Raw genomic sequence first — 20,124 nt, forward strand, 5'->3', positions numbered from 1 at the left:
CCCGTTGATCAATATAAAAGAAGTTATTGAAGCTTATTTACAATGCTTCTTTTATGCCTGTATTTTTCAGTTTTGCTTTTTTAATAACAGGAAAAAACAAAGGCAGTACTTCTGTTTTTGGGTTGATAAAAGAAGCATGCGTAATCCTTAATTACTGCTGATATTTATACCATTGAGGCCGTTAAATACAATTGCCGCGTTGTATAATTTTTCTTTATCCAAGCCTTTAATCAACGCCTTTGGCGTGTGGCCTTGCCGTATAATGTAAAGTGTTGCATCACACAGGGCCGATAAGGCATAAGCATCGGCAATAGTATCAGATGTTGCCGTATCAATAATGGTACAATCAAATTGTTCGTCCAGGTAATTTAATAATTCAGCTATTTTTATATCCTTTAATAATCCCGAAGAATTTTCCGGAAGCTCTCCGTCAGCTATTAAAAAATTGCTTTTCTCTATGGTAACCGGCCAAATTATCTTTTCATTACCTGTAGTTCCTGGTAAATATGCCATAACTTCAAATCTGTCTAAACCATCCGGCATTGTACTTGCTGCAACCGGCTGTTTAAAAGCTATGCTTAACAAAGCTACTTTTTTTCCGGTTTGTGCCTGACTTAAAGCAAGGTGTTGTGCTACAAAGCTTTTACCTTCACCTGCAACTGCCGAAGTAACCAATATGCGCTTTTGCCTCGTGTCCATGATCAGGTAATTAAGTGAAGCCCTCAACTTTCTAAACTGGCCCGTTATCAGCGCTTTTTTGTTGTTTCTTAACCATAAACCTTTTATAGTTTTTTCAGCTGCAATCCCGCCAATAACAGGCAGCTTTGTTACCTGTTCAATATCTTTTTGAAACATAACCCTGCTTCTTAAAGTCTCTTTTTTTGTAACTACGCCAAATCCGGTAATTAATGCGGTAAAAACAGCACTTAGATAAATAAGTTGCTGATTATGGTTAACCGGATAAGATTTCACACTTTCAATAATTTTACTGTCGGTTGCATTAGCAACAGAAGCCACCGCTATCTCTTCTTTTTGTTTTAGAAGAAAAACATACTCCTGTTTTTTTACTGCCTGCTCCTTTTGGATAGAAAGTAATTGCTGCGGTTTTTCCAGCCCTGTAACTAACGCCGACAAGTACGAGTTATTTTTTTGCAGCAGGTTATTTCTGTCTGCCTGTAAAACACTTATTTGTCCATGAAGCCTTTTCAATAGCTGGAACCTGATTTTTTCTATGTTGCTTTGGCAGGCAACGTAAATGGGGCTACTTTCTCCACCCGTTTTTTTTACGCGTTCTGCTTCTGTTTGCAAATGTTTTATTTTGACTGCCATTTGCGTTAAATCCGGCATAGCCAATTTAACAGTTAAGGGGATGGTTAATCCTGATAAATCTTTGGTTTCTGCATCACTCCGGACCCGGTTTAGAACATTAATTTTTGCGTTGATCTGATTGGCCTTACCATTATTGGTATTAACGTTTTCCAAAACCTTTTTTTCCTTACCGCCAACAGGAGTTGTTCCTTCGGGTAACCTGGCATAAAGGAGTTTGTTTTCAATAGAAAGCAGGTCGTTTTCTACAGATGCAATATGCTCATCAATTACTTTTGCAGTGTTGCTTGTAAGCTTGTTTTGTTTATCAATAATTACCTGGTTAAATGCTTTTATAAATTCATTTACAATGTCTTCGCCACGTAAAGAAACTTCATCTGTATAGTTAACAGCAACAAAGCCAGGTATTTGCTTATCAGCTGTAACCATCAGTTTTGAAGCTATAGAAGACGCTACTTTTTCTGGTGCAAGCAATTTAAAGTAAAACTTATTATCCGTTTGCCTTTCAAAATGTACGTTTTTTTTAAACTCCAGTTTGCCGTACGGTGTGCTGACCAATTTATTTAACGGATAAGTAAATTTATCCAGATGAATACTGTTTTTATCAACTGTAAAATAGACCTTACCCGTTTCTTTGATGTTGTTGTTATCAGCAACAATTATTATTGGGGAATTTTGATAAGCGGATACACCTTTAAACCCTTCTTCCAGGAAAACAGGGGCATATAAATTAAGGTTTTTTACTACAGTGTTCAATAATTTTTGGGTTTGGGATGCCTGTATCTCATTAGCAATATTTTCCTTTAGCATTGCCGATCCAAGTGAATTTAAGGCATTACCATCTTCAAGCCCATTTCCTCCACCTTTTATTAAAATTTTTGTACGGATATTACAAACCGGATCCGTAAAATTAAGATAAGCCCACGAGCCTGCTAACGCCAGAAAAGTTAAACACAAAAACAAAGGCCAGTAAGCCAAATACCTAAATACCAGACTGTTGCCGAAACTCCAGCCACCATCTTTATAGACTTTTCTATTTACAACTAATAAGTTCATTAATAAATAATTAATCAGTTAGAGCCTGTTAATTTTATTCTGTATATGCTATTTTGTATACTTCTTTTATCACCTAAAAAACAGGAAGCCCCTGTGTTTTTGTATAGCAGCAAAAAATACAGGCGTAAAAGAAGCATTACCAATAATGCTGCCCATATCAAAAAAACTATTTGCTCAATTCTTTCAGCTTGATCTCGGCCCTACGGTTTTTTTGGAGGCCTACGACTGTTTTGCTGACAGCGATAGGCAAATTGGCCAGTTTGTTTAAGTTACTATAATAAGCAGGCAGAATAGAAGCTTTTGAAAAATTGTATCCTAAATTACGGGTAATTTCTGCTATCAGTACACTCTTATCGGTATTGCGGGCTTTTTTTGATGTAAAAACATTAATTGCTTTAATCCCGCCTAAAAACAGCAAACAGGCTGCAATTACTGTAATAAATGCTTTGGTTTTCATAAATAACTGGTTAGGGAGAACTATATTCAAATTTAATTTAAATATAGAAAAACTGAATTTCTTTTTAGGAAAATACGAAATTATGAACAAGGCAGATTTAAAGCTGTTTTAAATCATATTAAAATTATTTTTTGTGCCCTTTTATCATTAAAGAGGGCATTTACGCTTCTCCTTAATAAAAAAACAAGATAGAAATACTAAATTTCAGGATAAAAGAAGTAGGGTTATTTAGCTATAAAGGCCTCAAAATAATTACATTTTTTCCTTGCTTAAAATGGCTTTGTAACTACACTATGCATAGATATACTTTGGGCCATAATTATGATTTATCTGCTTGCAGATCATTTAAAAACTGTGAAGGTGTTTTACCAAATTCTTTTTTAAAGGCTTTGGTAAAATAGGATTGTGTTTGAATGCCTACACGGTACATTACATCGTTTAGCAAAACATCTTCGTGGGCAATGATGTAAGCTGCTTTTTTAAGTCGAAATGTTCTGACGTATTCACCGATAGACTGTCCGGAAACCTTTTTAACAATATGGTATAATTTGGTTTTGCTCATTCCCATTTCCCGGCAAATATGTTCCACATCTAAATCTGCATTACTCAGTTCCTGCTCAATTAATTGATTAAATTGTTCTAAAAATATTTTGTCCTTATTTACATCTGCTGCTTCTGCAGTTTGGTTAAAATATTTTTTAAGGTAGCTTTCCTGCAATACTTTTCGTTGTTCTAAAATATTGTTAATGGATATTAGGAGCAGGTTTATACTTACAGGTTTAGGGAAAAAAAGATCAGCGCCCGAACTGGCGCCTTCAATTTTAGATTCGATTGCATCTTTTGCCGATAAAATAATAAACGGGATATGACTGGTATAAAATTCGCTTTTGATTTTTTTACATAAATCGATGCCATTTATTCCGGGCATCATTACATCGCTAATAATTAAGTCTGGTAAATATTCTTTTGCTTTACTTAATCCTTTCAATCCGTCGGCAGCTTCAATCACTTCATAAAATTCCCTTAAAGTGTTTTTTAAAAAGGCCCTGAGTTCATGATTATCTTCCACAATCAGGATTTTTTGTTTAACGGAATGATTGGAAATTCCCGTGAACAAATTTTCCTGTTCAGGTAAATCATGGTAATCACTCTGGTGATAAGGCGCTGTAATACTTTCCAGTCGGGTACTGATGATGGCGGAATTTGGAACCCATCGTTCCTGTGCCAGATAATCACTTTGATCAACCGGTACACAAATAATAAAATCAGAACCTTTTTCCCTTTCACTAAAAACAGAAAGGCTTCCTTTATGGATTAAAGTCAGGCTTTTTACAAAAGCCAGGCCAACACCAGAACCTAAATGAGCATCTGTGATGCGATAATACCGCTCAAATAAATGGTTGACAGAATCTTTTGATATCCCTATACCATTATCGGAAACCCGGATAAAAGCAGCCTTTTGCGGCCTGTAATTGTTATTAATAATAATTTTATTAGGATGGCTTGAATTGAAATTTACTGCATCTGCATACAGTTCAACTGTTATTTTTCCACCAACAGGCGTGTATTTAAAAGCATTATCAATCAGGTTCAGGATTATTTTTTCCAGAATTTGCCGGTCAAACCAGGCTTCCGCAAAATTGTGCCGGATGATAATTTGAAAATCAATTTGTTTCTGCAAACTAAGATCCTTAAAATCATAAGTAATTTCAGAAATAAATAAATCAAGGTTGCCTTGCACTACACCGAGTTTGAGTGCGCCTGATTCTGCTTTTCTAAAATCCATCAGTTCATTAATCAGCAAAAGCAGCCTGTTGGCATTTCGGTGTATGGTTTCATAATGTTGTTTGAAGATTTGTTTGGTATCTTCTTCCCTAATTTTTTCTAAAGGGCCTAAAATCAAACTGAGCGGTGTGCGGAATTCATGAGAAATATTAGTAAAAAACAGTAATTGCATCTGATGGATTTCGTCCCTTTTGTTTTCTTCGATCTTTTGCAGGTCAAGGTTCTTTTTAAAGCGAAGCGAAAAATAAACCACTGTCAAACCGGATAATATAATTAAAGACCGGAACCACCAGGTAGCCCAAAAAGGAGGCAAAATATCAATATTAATATAAGCGATATCAGGGTTCCAGACACCATCATTGTTTGCTGCTTTTACATAGAATTTGTAATGCCCTGGATTGAGGTTGGTATAACTGGCTTTGGTTTCTGTAGTAGGATTATGCCAGGATTGATCGAACCCTTCTAACTTATAGGTATAATTATTGTTTTCGGGAGCTGTATAATTTAAGGTGGCAAATTCAAAAGAAAGGGTGTTTTGCTTATAATTAAGAGAAATTTGATGCGTAAGACTAATATCCTGCTGTAAAGGAGCATCTTTTTGTCCGGGAATAACAGTTTGATTAAACAGCTGAAAGTTAGTAAGGTAAACTGTTGCAACTTGTTGGTTCCGCTTAATATCTTTCGGATAAAATTTATTAAAGCCATTAATGCCGCCAAAATACATTTCCCCGTTCCCGGTTTTCATATAAGCGCCTGCTTCAAATTCTAATTCCTGCAAGCCGTCTGCCACATTGTATTTTTTGAAAGACTTGTTTTCAGGGTTTAGTTTCGTTAGTCCGTTAGAACTTGATATCCATAAATTTCCTGTTTCATCTTCCGTAATCCCTTTGATAAACTCACTGGAAAGTCCAGCTTCTTCTGTAAATAAATTGAACCTGTTGCTTCTTTTATCGAACAAAAATAAGCCTGTCTGCCCAACCCAAACCCTTCCTTTGCTATCCGTAAAAATTACCCTGATATCTGGTGTCCTTTCACTGTTTAAAAAATAATGGCTAAATTTTTTCTTGATCAGGTTATAGCAGTTCAATCCGCCATCATCCGTTCCTATCCATAAATTTTTGTCTTTATCTTCATTTAAAGTAATGATGTTGTTTCCGTAAAGACTGGTTTTCTGCTCAAAATCACTGCTGATGCGTTTAAATTGATGTGTTTTGTAGTTGAAAAGATTTAAGCCGCCATAATAAGTTGCAATCCAGAAATTTCCTTCGCTATCTTGTAAAGTAGATTGTACAAAATTAGAACTGATCGAGTTTTTATCATTCGGGTTATTAACGTAATGGGTAAAAGTGTATTTATCCCTGTTCATTAAATTTAAACCACCGCCCCAGGTCCCAATCCAAAAGTTTTTATACCGGTCTTCGTTAATACTTAAAACCGCATCAGAACTAATACTTTCCGGGCCATAAACGTTGTACCTGAAATGCTGAAAAGTATGGTTTGAAGCATTAAACAGATTTAAACCACCACCGTCTGTACCAATCCATATCCTGTTTTTATCATCTTCATAAAAGGCTTTAACATCATTATAGCTTAAACTATTGGCATTGGGCTGCTGCTGATACAATTGAAATTTATCGGCCAAAGGAGCATAAAAATTGATGCCGCCACGATGCGTTCCTACCCATAAATTATTTTGGTTATCTTTAAAAATAGCCGAAAGGGTTTTTTGAGATAAACTAAGCGGATTGCCTAACTCATTCTGTGAATGTTCAAAATTGTTACTTTCCGGTTTATATAAATCAAGGCTCCCGTTAATGCCGCCAGCCCAGATATTTCCTTTTTGATCAGCCAATAAACTTCTGATCTGGTTAGTGCTCAGGCTAAAAATATCGCTGTTGCTATGTCGGAACTGCTGATAATTATGTGTATTTAAATTAAACGTAATCAATCCGTCATTAAAAGTACCCAGCCAGATATTTCCATTTTTATCTTCCTGGATTTTTAAAATCGCATAATTAATTTGTGTGCTTGGGTTTCCATTTAAATCAAACGTAGAAGAAAATGAACCAGTATTTCTGTTAAAAAGGCTTAACCCTTTATCAGTCCCAATCCAAAAACGTTGTTTACTATCTTCAAACAAACAGTTTACTTGTTGGCTGGGTAAACTTTCAATCCTGTTTTTCTGATGATGAAAGTGCTTGAAAACGGTATGCTTCGCATCAAAAAGGTTTAATCCGCCGCTTTCTGTACCAATCCATAAATTGCTGTTTTTATCACTATAAATACAAGTAATATCGTTTGCAGAAACTGTATTGTTATTGAAAGGACTATGCTTGTACCGGGTAAAAGTGTTGGTATAAGGATTAAATTTATTTAACCCATTGATGGTCCCGATCCATAAATTACCACGCAAATCTTCAGCAATACAGTTGATATAGTTATCACTGATGCTGGTTGGATCTCTAACATTATTTTTAAATACCCGGATTTTATTGCCATCGTACTTGTTTAAACCGTCCCTCGTACCAAACCATAAAAAACCTCTTTTATCCTGATAAATGGTTTCAACCGTATTGTTGGAGAGTCCCTGGGTACTGGTTAAGTGTTTGAATTTCAGGTTTAGTTTCTGGGCATGGGCAGGATAAATTGCAAGTGCAAGAAAAGTTATCAGAGAAATAAAAATCCTTTGCAAGGCATTAATGAGTTGAGCTGTACGAACAGTATTTAACATGCTTTAATACATCGCTTGATAAAAGCCGGTTTATAAAATAATTGGTAAAAAACAAATTACAGTAAGTTTAGAACTGTTTTATTAGTTTATAATGAATTATGCCATGCTTCTTTTAGCAGGCAAATTCTTTGATGTAAATGTACAACATCATAAATAATTTGGCTGCTTTTTTTGCCGGTAAAAGAAGCATTGGCATATACCATCTACAAATGCAACAGATGGGTTTTACGATAAAAAGTATTTTTGAACATAGTTTTTGAGAATATATAACCATTTGAACCAAAATTAGGAACAAACAGACTAATCATTATTTTAAAATTACCCTTGATTTGTCTGTGTGAATTGGGCAACAGTTTAAGGTTGATGAAAATCAATGTTTAAAAACTGATTCACCCAGGAAGGATTTTTGTTTCTTATACAAAGCCTTTTCCAGTTAATAAACCAATTTAACTAAATAATATATTATGCAAATTTTTACGCTCCAATTCTGGAGAAGGTACAGCGTGTTGCTACTCTTGCTTTCGGCTTTATCCTTCTCTTCTGCTCTTGCCCAGCAAGGGATTTCTGTAACAGGTACCGTAACATCAAAAGAAGATGCTACGACCTTGCCTGGCATTACAGTTACGGTAAAAGGTACTACGCGGGGCACTGCTACCGATGCTGCCGGTAAGTACAACATCAGTGCTTCTGCAGGCAGTACGCTTGTTTTTAAGGGAATTGGATACGAAACCAGGGAAGTTTCGGTAACAGGGCCAGTGGTCAATGTAATCCTGGAAACGCACCAGCATGGATTAAACGAAGTTGTAGTTATTGGCTACGGTACAACTACCAGGCAGAATATAACTACGGCCGTTACCAAAGTTGACCCTAAAGACGTACCGCAGGCCGCTAACAGCAACATCCAGCAATTGCTTTTTGGAAGAGCGGCAGGATTGCAGGTATCGCAGGCAAGTGCGCAACCAGGCGGAGGGATCAATTTATCGATCAGGGGACGGGGCAATCCGCTTTATGTAGTAGATGGGATCCTATATCCGGGAGATGCTTTAGAACCCGGAAACGGTACAATTGCTTCCGAAACTAATGGTGTAAACCGGTCCGGTTTGGCCGGACTGAACCCGGAAGATATCGAATCTATAGAAGTATTGAAAGATGCCAGTGCTGCGATTTATGGCGTAAATGCTGGTAATGGTGTAGTTTTAATTACCACAAAAAAAGGCAAAGCAGGTCGTTTAAACATCAGTTACAACGGTAGCTACTCTTTCGAAAAAAACTACCCTTACCTGCAACCACTTAATGCTACGCAATACGAAACCTTGTACAATCAATTAATTTCGGACTACACAACTGGAACCAAGCCAACACCATTTACACCCGCTCAAATTGCTGCTGCAGGAGCAGGAACAAACTGGTTAGATCAAATCTTCAGAACGGGCGCTATCAACAATCATCAGCTTACCGTTAATGGCGGCAGTGATAAAGTTACTTACTATTTTTCGGGAGGATATTATAATGAGACCGGAACCTTAATTCATGCCGGGTTAACCAAATACACGGGCCGGGCCAACTTATCATTTAACCTTGCCAAGTTTTTAACGCTAAACACTAATTTTACCGGAAGCAATAACAGCTATCTTAACTCTTCTTCGGGCGGGCAAACCGGCGGTTCCGGAAGCCAGGGATTTGGTATGATCCAGGCTGCTTTAGGTTATCCTGCTTATGTACCGGTAAGGGATGCGAATGGCAATTACAGCAGGTTTGGCGTAATTTCCAATCCCGTATCCTTAGGTGATATTCAGGATAACACCTACTCTCATAGCTTAAATGCAAATATCTCTGCAGATATAAAAATCATACCGGGCGTATTAGCAGTACATGGCCTGTTTGGCGATCTGTACGAAAATGCAAACCGCGATTTCTTTGTTCCAAGCACGGTTTATTATTACCAGACTTATCAGTCAAGAGCTTCGCAAAACTTCAGTAACCGCGAGAACCAGACGATGGAAGCTACCATAACCTTTAAAAAGGATATTGGAAGTGCACTAAACCTGGATGCTGTTGCCGGAATGGGCCAGTACAGAAATACTTATGGCGCATTCGGGAGCCAGGGTGCCGGTGCGCCGGATGCTTTTGGTACCTCCAGTTTAATTTCTGAAACGGCTAACGTTGGTATTAGCTCCGGTAAAACCGCCAGCAAAACACGTTCTTATTTTGGCCGGGCTTCTGCTACCTTTTTAAACAGGTATTTGCTAACGGCATCATTTCGTTACGACGGCTTTAGCTACTTCTTTCCGCAGAACAAATATGCTGCATTCCCTACCGTTTCTTTAGGCTGGAAAATTAACGAGGAAGCTTTTCTGAAAAATTCAACCGTAATCAGTCAGTTAAAGTTAAGGGCAAGTTACGGAACAACAGGCTCTAATAATATTGGAACGGCCGCTTATGGTTTGTATGCTTCTGATGGAAATATCCTCTATTTTAACAACGGCGGAAGCACTGCTGCCACGATTGCCCGTACAGCCATTGACCAGCCAAATCTTACCTGGCAAAAAACGATTAATAAAGATTTAGGTTTAGATTTCGGCTTTTTTAAGGATAGGATCACCGGATCAGCAGATATATTTAAGGATGATGTAACTAACCTGCTCCGCAACAATGGACCTACAGCGCCTTTATCTTTCTTATCATCAGCACCGGTAAACGGAGGCCATCAGGTACGGCAGGGTTTTGATATTGGTATCAATACCCAAAATGTACAGATTAAAAATTTCAGCTGGAGTTCCATCATTAATGTTTCCCATTATGTGTATAAATGGAAAGAACGTTTTGTATATGATATCTTAGGTTCTTACGGAGGCGTTCAATATCAATCAGCTACTGATCCGGTAAATGAAAGATACTATTTTAAAACAAACGGTATCCTACAAGTTGGACAGGCTGTTCCTGCCTCTCAACCTTCCGCCGGTGGCGCAAGGCTTCCTGGCGCCCCGATATTTGTTGATGCTAATGGCGATGGAAAGCTGGATGGTAATGACATATTTAAATTAAACCCTGATCCAAAACTAAATGTAGGTTTTGGCAACAATTTCCATTATAAACAATTTGACCTGAGCATTTTCTTTTACAGTCAGTTTGGCGGCAAGGCAACTAATTATAATTACGCCTGGGCAGATCCAACAAATATTATTTCCAGCACACAAAGCGGCACTATCCAGGCTTTAGATGTTTACACTTCGGCTAATACTTCCGGTACCCGCCCTGGCGTAAACTATGTAGAAAGTGCTACCGGCCTTCCTCAGGGTTCAGACATTAATATTGTAAGCACCAATTTTGTCCGTTGCCGCAACCTTACCCTGGGTTATACTTTCAATTCAAGGTTCCTGAATAAGTTTACTAAATCAGTAAGGGTTTTTGCTGATGCACAAAACCTATTTATTATTACTAACTACAAAGGTGTCGATCCTGAAGTTTCTTATGCTAACGTTAAAGGCGGTTATGCACCTTATCCAATGTTCAGGACATTCTCATTCGGCTTAAAAGCAGGATTTTAAAACTAAGAGCTAATAACATGAAAAAAATATATATCTTATTTGCAATTGCAGCCATTACTTTAGGTTCTTGCAAAAAAGGACTTGACCCCCAGCTTTATGGTTCCTTGTCAACCACAACTTATCCTAAAACGGAAGCAGACTTTGCTACTTATGTAGCCGAGGTTTACAAACCATTTCAGTCGAAATGGGGCTACAACGACCCGGCTGGTTACGAAAATGACTGGTTTAGCCCGGAATACGGCGATATTATGATGTTTGATTATCCTACAGATGTCTGCAATATCTTTACCGGTTATGGCGGTTTTTTTACACAGTTTAGCACTGCACAGTTTACCTTCTTACAAAATCAGGGAACCGGAAGCAATCATTTTGAGAAAATACGCTTTGTTACCCGTATCACACAAATTATTGATGACATCAATAAATCAAGCATAAGTGCTGCTTCAAAAGCTACTTATACTGCCGAAGCCAGAATGGCACGTGGCTGGTGCATGTATTTTTTATTGCAACTTTATGGCCCTGTTCCGGTAATTTTGGATCCCGCCAAAATTGGTACTGATGCCGAAACTGACCTGACCAGGCCCACAAGAGCGGCATTTTTAGCTTCCATCGTAAGCGACCTTACTTATGCAGCAGCAAATCTGCCCAAAGCTCCTGCCGATTATGGCAGGTTTAACCAGGCAATTGCTTTAACTGTTTTAATGAGGACTTACATGAATGAAAAGGATTTTGTGAACGCTGAAAAAACAGGCCGCCAGATCATGACCATGGGCTACTCGCTTGTTAATGACTATGCAAGTTTGTACAAGGAAGCAACCGAAAGAAATAACGAAACCATGTGGGCAATATCCTGCGTTCCGGATCAGGACGGCAGTGAGAACCATGCCAGCTTTAACCCCTGGGATTTTTATACTTATCCTAAAGATTATCCCGGAAACAAAGTACAAAGTTCGTTTGCAGGCGGAGATGCGCCATTTTCTGCTACCTGGAGTTTTTACAACTCTTTTGATGCCAATGATAAAAGAAGAAGTTTGTTAATTGCCAGCTATACCAACAAAAGCGGTATAGTTAAAACGCAGGCAAACGGATTAGCAGGCCCTGTAATTGCTAAATATCCCGATTTAGGTGGCTCAACCATAAATGCTTATCAAGGCAATGATATTCCTAAAGCGCGTTTGGGCGATGTGATGTTACTGTTGGCCGAAGCGATCAACCAAAACAGCGGGCCAACTGCTGAAGCGATCGGATTAGTCAACCAGGTGCGTTTAGCGCATGGCGGAACTACTTTAGGTAATATGCCTGCCTCAGCCACAGCAGATAAAGCTTCTTTTGACAATTGGATTTTGAAGGAAGAAGGATGGGAAACCTATTTTGAAGGCGAACGAAAAATGGATCTCGTTCGTCACGGGCAGTGGCAATCTGCTTTAGCTACAGTTGGTAAAACGGCCGGCCCTTATTTATTTCCGGTTCCAACTTATGAGATTACCGCAAGTAAAGGCAAGCTTACACAAACCCCAGGATACTGATTATACTGTTTTTATCACCTAAAAATTGGGAAGGAAAATCCTTCCCGATCTTTAGATAATTACTGCTCATGAAAAATACAATCAGTTTGCTTTCTATTTTGGTGTGCTGTTTTTGGGGATGTAAAAAAGATACACCTGCCACTACCACAACGGCTACAACCACCACCACGACTGGCAGCACAGGCACAACCACTTCCACTTTTTTTGCCAAAGGGGCTGATGTAAGCTGGCTGACACAAATGGAAGCGTCCAACTATAAATTTTACAATAGCAGCGGAACCCAGCAGGATTGTATGCAGCTATTGAAAGATAAAGGCATGAACGCGATCAGGCTAAGGGTTTGGGTTAATCCAACAGATGGCTGGTGCAATACGGCCGATCTGGTCGTAAAAGCAAAAAGGGCTTCAGCCTTAGGAATGAAAATCATGATCGACTTTCATTACAGCGATTCCTGGGCTGATCCAAGCAAACAAACAAAACCTGCTGCCTGGGTAAATCTCGATTTTAATACTTTGATTACTACCGTTCATGATTATACGCAATCAGTTATGAATACTTTAAAAGCTAATAATATTACTCCTGATTGGGTTCAAGTTGGTAATGAAACCAACGATGGTATGCTTTGGGAAAACGGAAGAGCATCAACCAATATGGCAAACTTTGCCAAATTAGTTTCTGCAGGATATCAGGCTGTAAAAGAAGTAAGCAGCACAACTCAGGTAATCGTTCACATTTCAAATGGTTATGATAATAGTTTATTCAGATGGATGTTTGACGGATTAAAAAGCAACGGCGCAAAATGGGATATTATCGGCATGTCGCTCTATCCTACTGCAAGTAACTGGCAAACTTATAATACGCAATGCCTTACGAATATGAATGATATGGTTTCCCGTTATAGTACGCCGGTAATGATTTGCGAAGTGGGATTTGCTGCTTCCGATGCTACAACAGCCAAAGCGTTTTTAACAGATTTGATCAGCAAAACAAAATCAATCAGCAACGGAAATGGTTTAGGCGTATTTTATTGGGAACCAGAAGCATACAATTGGATGAATTACGGATTAGGCGCTTTTGATCAATCAGGAAAACCGACTGTTGCGTTAGATGCTTTTGCTAATTAATACGATGCTTCTTTTATCGGCTAAAAATCTTCATAATCCAGGTGAAACCGGAACAATGATTTTTAGCCGGTAAAAGAAGCATTGGTTTAAAATAACCAATACCGCCTAAAATTTAAAAAAGGGAATGAGCATAACGAAGACCACGATCAACAGGATTATTATAGGTGCATTTTTTTGTCTGTTCAGCATTAATCAGGCAAGTATCGCGCAGCAAAGCAAAAATAAACCTTTAACTTATATTGATAAAAACGGCCGCTGGAGATGGACGAAAGGAAACGAAGAAATTTATCTTTTCGGGGTAAACTACACGGTTCCGTTTGCTTATGGTTATCGTTCTGTTAAAGCTTTGAACATCGATCTTGAAAAAGAAATTGATCAGGATGTTTATCATTTGGCAAGAATGGGAGCAGATGCTTTCCGCGTACATATCTGGGATACGGAGATAACAGATACCGCCGGAAACCTGCTGCAAAACGAACACTTAAAGTTATTTGATTATTTAATCTCAAAATTAAAAGAGCGAAATATTAAGATCATCATTACACCAATTGCTTTCTGGGGAAATGGTTATCCGGAGCGGGATGAACATACGGCTGGATTTTCATCAAAATATAATAAAGGACAGGCAACGGTAAATGAAAATGCAATCAAGGCGCAGGAAAATTACCTGAAACAATTATTGCAGCACGTAAACCCTTATACAAAGCTGAACTACCGGGACGAACCGGATATTATTGCTGCCGAATTAAATAACGAGCCAAGCCACAGTGGACCGAAAAGTGGCGTTACTGCTTACATTAACCGTTTAGCTGCTGCTGCCCGAAGCATTGGCTGGCAAAAGCCTTTGTTTTATAACATCAGCCAGTCGCCTTATTATGCTGATGCGGTTGCCAAATCAACTGTAAATGGTTTTAGTTTCCAATGGTATCCAACAGGATTAGTTGCCGGCCACGAACAAAAAGGGAATTTTCTTCCTAATGTTGACCGCTATACGATCCCTTACGATACTATCCCGGAATTTAAGAACAAGGCGAAGATGGTTTACGAATTTGATGCAGCAGATTTATTGCAATCAAATATGTATCCTGCTGTTGCCAAAAGTTTTAAGCTTGCTGGTTTTCAATGGGTAACACAATTCGCTTACGATCCTTTGGCTACGGCTTATGCTAATACAGAGTATCAAACGCATTTTCTTAACCTGGCTTATACACCGGCAAAAGCAATCAGTTTTTTAATTGCCAACCGCGTTTTTCATTTGCTTCCGCGAAATAAAAATTACGGAACTTATCCGGCAGACAGCACTTTTGATGTTTATCGCGTAAGTTACCAGAATTCTTTAAGTGAGATGAACACAACGAAGGAATTTTACTATTCCGGCAGCACTTCTACTGCTCCGTTTGATGCCAAAAAACTGGAACACGTGGCTGGCGTTGGAAGTTCTGCTCTGATTAAATATCCTGGTTACGGCGCTTATTTTTTAGATAAATTGGAAAACGGCGTTTGGCGATTGGAAGTGATGCCGGATGCAATTACGATAAGAGATCCGTTTGAAAGGCCTTCGCCATCTCGCGAAGTTGTTCATTTGCAATGGTCGGCGCAGCCCATGCAGATCAGCTTAAACGATATCGGCAACGATTTCAATATTAAAGCTGTTAATGATGGCAACAGTTATCAAACAACTGCAAAAGACGGTTCTTTCAACATAAAACCCGGAACTTACTTACTAACTAAAAAAGGCAAAAACACCAATAATTTGCCGGTAAAAACAGTATTCGGAACGATTGGACTAAATGAGTTTGTTGCAGCAAAATCACATGATGATAAACCTTATTTAGAACATCAGCCATTTACAGAAGTAAGCGCAGGAAAAGCTTTAACAATTACCGGAAAAGCAATCAATTTAAACGACAGCGATAAAGTTATTTTAGTAGTAAACCGAGCTTTTGGTGCGCCTTTAACGCTTGCCATGGAAAGAACAACGCCATACGATTTTAAGGCTGTAATTCCGGAAGCGAGCGTAGCTCCGGGCATATTAACTTATCGCTTGCTCGTCCAAACTCCTGATAAAAAGTATCTTGCTTTTCCTGGAAATCATTCCGGCGATCCTTTTTCCTGGGATTATTTGAATACGGATTATTGGCAAACTTTTGTTGCTGCCCCCGAGGGAAATTTAACTTTGTTTAACACCACTACCGACCGGACAAATGCTAATCCTTATTTCCCTGGTTTTGGCCGGAACGGAGGGATCAGGTTTATTGCCGGGGAAGAAACCGGGCAACTAACATTGAACATGTCGATGCCAAAACCGCAAGTTAACCAGGCAATGGGCATGCAGTTATTTGTGGGCGATAAATTACAAGGCCGAAAAACAGAGCTTGCTTCTTTTACCAGGATAATTGTCCGGGCGAGAAAAACAGCAGGTTTGGCAGTTCCGTTAAGAATAGCGCTCATCAACAAAAATGCGCAATCTTATGCTGCTTATGTTGATTTAAGCAGTGATTTCAAAAATATAGAGATTCCTTTAACTGCTTTTAAGCCCGATTCCAGCCTGCTCTTGCCACGGCCTTATCCCGGGTTTATGCCGCTTTGGTTTAAGGCAAGCTCTTTTAACAGCTTAAATATCAGCAATACGGATAAGCTGGAAATCACAATCAATACTGGAACACTTCCGCAGAAAAACAACGAACCCTTAACTATCGAAGTAGAAAAGGTTTGGTTGCAGCAATAAGATTGGCCGAAACAGATGTGTTAAGAATCAAATTATGATCATGAAAAAATTAGTTTTAATAGGAATACTGTTTTTATCGACCTTTTTTTTGGCTTCGGCTCAAAATAAAATCGATACTTCTGCAGCAACAGAAATTGTGGTAATGCCTTATCAAACTACCATAATTGCAGATGGCAAAGCTAAAGCGTTAATTGTAATTAGCGTAATTGATAAACAAGGAAATGCAGTTACCAATGCTTCCAATACCATCGAATTAAGTGTTTCGGGAGATGCAGCACTGCTTTTTGCTGATCAAAAATCCAGTCGAAATTCTACTCCTGCAAAAACTCTGACCGGGAAATTATCACAAGGGAAATTAAACGTTTATGTACAATCGGGAAGGGATACCAGCCTGATCAAATTTCAGGCAAAAGGCGAAAAGCTGATTACCGGATCAACAGAAATCCGTACGGTACAACCCGGAATACCGCATCCGGTAACAACAGTAGCGCCAATTGCAGGTAATGCCAAATTCGGGCAAAAAATATTAGGCGCTGATATTTCTTTTCTACCACAATTGGAAGCGCGCGGAATGAAGTTTTACAACGAGAACGGCAAGCAGGAAGATGTTTTGAAAATTTTGAAAGATCATGGCTTTAACTACATTCGGCTACGGCTTTTTGATCATCCTGAAAATGCAAAAGGTTATTCGCCAAACAAAGGTTTCTGCGATTTGCCGCATACGCTGGCAATGGCAAAACGTATAAAAGCGGCAGGAATGAAGTTTTTGCTCGACTTCCATTATTCTGATACCTGGGCCGATCCGCAACGGCAAGACAAGCCCATCGCCTGGCAAAACCTAAATTTTACAACCCTGAAAGATTCTGTTTTTACTTATACCAAAAGCGTAATGCAAACTTTGAAGGATCAGGGAACAGAGCCGGATTTGGTACAAGTCGGAAACGAGATTAACCACGGTATGCTTTGGCCAGACGGCGAAATAAACAACCTGGATAGTTTAGCCCAATTCATTTTTTCTGGTATAAAAGCAGTAAAGGCTGTTAGTCCTTCAACACCCATAATGCTGCATATTGCTTTAGGCGGACAAAATTTGGAAGCGCGCTTTTTTATAGATAATATGTTAAAGCGTAAAGTTCCTTTTGATGTGATCGGCCTTTCTTACTATCCAAAATGGCACGGAACTTTAAGCGATCTGAAAATGAATATGGCCGATCTGGCCAAACGTTACCATAAATATGTAATGGTTGCAGAATATTCGCAGCTGAAAGAAGCCGTAAACGATATTGCCTTTACTGCTGCCGGCGATAAAGCTTTAGGCAGTTTTATCTGGGAACCTCTAAATACCTGGGAATCCTTTTTCGACAGGAACGGAAAAGCTAATTCCTTTTTGCAGGTTTATCCGGCGATAGCCAAAAAATACAACGTTCATTAATACTTCTATCTTATAATGAAAAAAACACTGATTTGCCTGCTCTTATCCGTAACTGCAATTTTTAAAGCTGAAGCACAAAAAACACCATCGGCCACTAATTTTAACCAAGGCTGGCAATTCGTAAAAGATATCGACACTACTAACTCCGGCACAAAATTAAGTACGATAAAAACAGCATCTGTTGTCTGGGAAAACGTTAGCTTGCCGCATACGCCACAACTGGAACCGGTAAAAAAAGTAAAAGAACAATGGCAGGGAACCTGCTTTTACCGCAAATTTTTTACTGTTCCCGCAGCCGATAAAGGCCGGCATATTGCCATTCAGTTTGATGCCGCCATGCACGAAGCAGATATTTATGTAAACGGAAAACATGTTTTTAAACACATCGGCGGCTATCTTCCTTTTTATATGGATGTTTCTGATGTGGTTAAATACGGTCGGCAAAACTGCATTTTGGTTAAGTTAAATAATCAGGACAATGCTGCTATTCCTCCCGGAAAACCAATCAAAGATTTGGATTTTAATTACTACGGAGGCTTGTACCGGAACGCCTGGCTCATCAAAAAAAATAAATTGTATATCAGCAATTCCGTCCAGGCGCAACGCGAAGCTGGTGGAGGCGTACTTGTCCATGAAGAAGCTGTAAGCGATAAAAGTGCGAAACTAATCATCAAAACAGATTTGAATAACGATTTTAAGGCGGTAAAAGAAGCATCGGTAAAATTGAGTTTGATTGATGATGCAGGGAAAACTGTAGCAGCAATCTCTTCTAAAGCGCAGGCAATTCCGGCAGCAGGACACGCCGTTTTTGAGCAGCATCTTACGGTAGAAAATCCAAAGCTGTGGTCGCCTTCGCATCCGTACTTATATCAACTTAAAATACAAGTGCTGCAAAACGGAAAGGAAATTGATGCAACGGCATTTCAAACCGGGATCAGGACGGTTAAATTTGAAAAAGGGGAATTTTACCTTAACGGCGAAAAACTAACAATCGTTGGCACTAACCGGCACCAGGAATATCCGTATATCGGTTATGCTTTGTCTGACAATGCCCAGTTTCGCGATGCCTGGAAGATAAAAGATGCGGGTTTTAATTTTGTAAGATGTTCGCATTACCCGCCCTCTCCTGCTTTTCTGGATGCTTGCGACCAGTTAGGGATTTTGGTGATGGACGCTACGCCCGGCTGGCAGTTTTTTGGCGGGAAGGAATTCCAGGAAAACAGTTTTCAGAATATCCGGGATATGATCCGCCGCGACCGCAACCATCCGGCAATTGTTTTATGGGAAGCATCCCTAAATGAAACCAATATGAGCAAAGCTTATATGGATACCGCAAATAAAATTGCCCATGAGGAGTTGCCATTTACAGGTGTTTATACTACTGGTTGGATGGATTATGCGTATGATGTGTTTAACCCGGCCCGCCAGCATTTAAAAGCGCCGGATTATTGGAAAAAATACAACAAACCCAAGCCATTGTTAATAGCAGAATACGGCGACTGGGAATATTATGCACAAAACGCAGGTTTCAACCAGAAAGAGTACGCAGGTTTAAAGAGCGAAGAGCGAAATTCAAGGCAAACCAGAGCGGATGGCCAGCAGCGCTTATTGCAGCAGGCGCTTAATTTTCAGGAAGCGCATAACGATAACCTGTACGGCCCGGGCTTTGGCGATGTGAACTGGTTAATGTTTGATTATAAGCGCGGTTATGCTGCTGATTTGGAAACATCAGGCATCAGTGATATTTTTAGGGTTCCTAAATTCAGCTTTTATTTTTATCAAAGTCAGAACGGGCCTGTTGCTGATGTTCATGGTTTTGGAAAGCCCATGCTTTTTATTGCTAATTACTGGAACGATCCTGCACAAAAAACAGTAAAAATTTTCAGCAACTGCGATCAGGTAGAACTGTTTTTAAACGGTAAATCTTTAGGCAAACAAAAACCTGATACCGGAATGTTTTCTAATAATTTGAAGCATCCGCCTTTTACGTTTCATCCTGCTTCTTTTACCACCGGAAAATTAACAGCAGTTGGTTATTTAAATGGTAAACAAGCAGCTACGGCTACACAAGCAACTCCTGTCGGCACGCCTTCTAAAATTGTAATTAAGGCTGATGAAAGCGGTAAAAGCTGGACAGCAGGCAGTAAAGACGCCTTGTTTTTCTACGCTTATTTAACTGATGAAAACGGAACATTGGTTCCAACCAGTTCAAATAAAGTTAAAATTTCTGTTAAAGGAAATGCGCAAATTATGGGTAATGCAATGGTAGATGCAGAAGCCGGAATTGCATCATTTTTACTTCAGGCAGGAGATAAACCAGGCACAGTTGAGATAACGGCAACGGCAGATAACTTAAAACCCGGAACACTGATTTATAAAGTGCATTAGCTTTAGGTAGTATGTGCGGGCCA

General features: G+C 39.2%; 9 protein-coding genes. 6 read left to right on the forward strand and 3 right to left on the reverse strand.

All coding sequences use genetic code 11. The annotated features are described in order from the left end of the window. Window positions 1-147: 147 nt before the first annotated feature. From GO621_RS07785 to GO621_RS07795, 3 genes are all read right to left on the reverse strand, one after another. Complete coding sequence (locus GO621_RS07785; RefSeq protein WP_157565764.1) at window positions 148-2,382, reverse strand: polysaccharide biosynthesis tyrosine autokinase; 2,235 nt, start codon at window positions 2,380-2,382, stop codon at window positions 148-150. A 166-nt stretch (window positions 2,383-2,548) separates the two neighbouring features. After that, window positions 2,549-2,839 carry a hypothetical protein gene (locus GO621_RS07790; protein ID WP_157565766.1) on the reverse strand — a complete coding sequence of 97 codons (291 nt, stop codon included), beginning with the start codon at window positions 2,837-2,839 and terminating at the stop codon, window positions 2,549-2,551. 319 nt (window positions 2,840-3,158) lie between these two features. Next, window positions 3,159-7,355, reverse strand: a complete 4,197-nt coding sequence (locus GO621_RS07795) for a hybrid sensor histidine kinase/response regulator transcription factor (protein WP_157565768.1) — start codon at window positions 7,353-7,355, stop codon at window positions 3,159-3,161. 464 nt (window positions 7,356-7,819) lie between these two features. On the opposite strand from GO621_RS07795, the gene GO621_RS07800 reads away from it, so the two are divergent. From GO621_RS07800 to GO621_RS07825, 6 genes are all read left to right on the forward strand, one after another. Further along, a complete protein-coding gene (locus GO621_RS07800) occupies window positions 7,820-10,903 on the forward strand; it encodes a SusC/RagA family TonB-linked outer membrane protein (protein ID WP_157565770.1) in 3,084 nt (1,027 codons plus the stop codon). A gap of 17 nt (window positions 10,904-10,920) precedes the next feature. Next, the gene (locus GO621_RS07805) at window positions 10,921-12,429 is read left to right on the forward strand and encodes a RagB/SusD family nutrient uptake outer membrane protein (protein WP_157565772.1); all 1,509 of its coding nucleotides are present in this window, start codon (window positions 10,921-10,923) and stop codon (window positions 12,427-12,429) included. 68 nt (window positions 12,430-12,497) lie between these two features. Continuing rightward, on the forward strand, window positions 12,498-13,553 hold the full coding sequence (locus GO621_RS07810; RefSeq protein ID WP_157565774.1) for a glycoside hydrolase family 53 protein: 1,056 nt from the start codon (window positions 12,498-12,500) through the stop codon (window positions 13,551-13,553). Between the two features lie 124 nt (window positions 13,554-13,677). Continuing rightward, complete coding sequence (locus tag GO621_RS07815; protein ID WP_198170174.1) at window positions 13,678-16,281, forward strand: glycoside hydrolase 5 family protein; 2,604 nt, start codon at window positions 13,678-13,680, stop codon at window positions 16,279-16,281. A 40-nt stretch (window positions 16,282-16,321) separates the two neighbouring features. Continuing rightward, window positions 16,322-17,713 (forward strand): glycosyl hydrolase 53 family protein, encoded by a 1,392-nt coding sequence (locus GO621_RS07820; RefSeq protein ID WP_198170175.1) that lies wholly within the window; start codon window positions 16,322-16,324, stop codon window positions 17,711-17,713. Between the two features lie 15 nt (window positions 17,714-17,728). Continuing rightward, window positions 17,729-20,101, forward strand: coding sequence for a glycoside hydrolase family 2 protein (locus GO621_RS07825; RefSeq protein WP_157565778.1), 2,373 nt, complete (start codon window positions 17,729-17,731; stop codon window positions 20,099-20,101). The last annotated feature ends 23 nt before the right edge of the window (window positions 20,102-20,124 follow it).

The organism is Mucilaginibacter arboris, assembly GCF_009754915.1.
GTDB lineage: Bacteria > Bacteroidota > Bacteroidia > Sphingobacteriales > Sphingobacteriaceae > Mucilaginibacter_A > Mucilaginibacter_A arboris.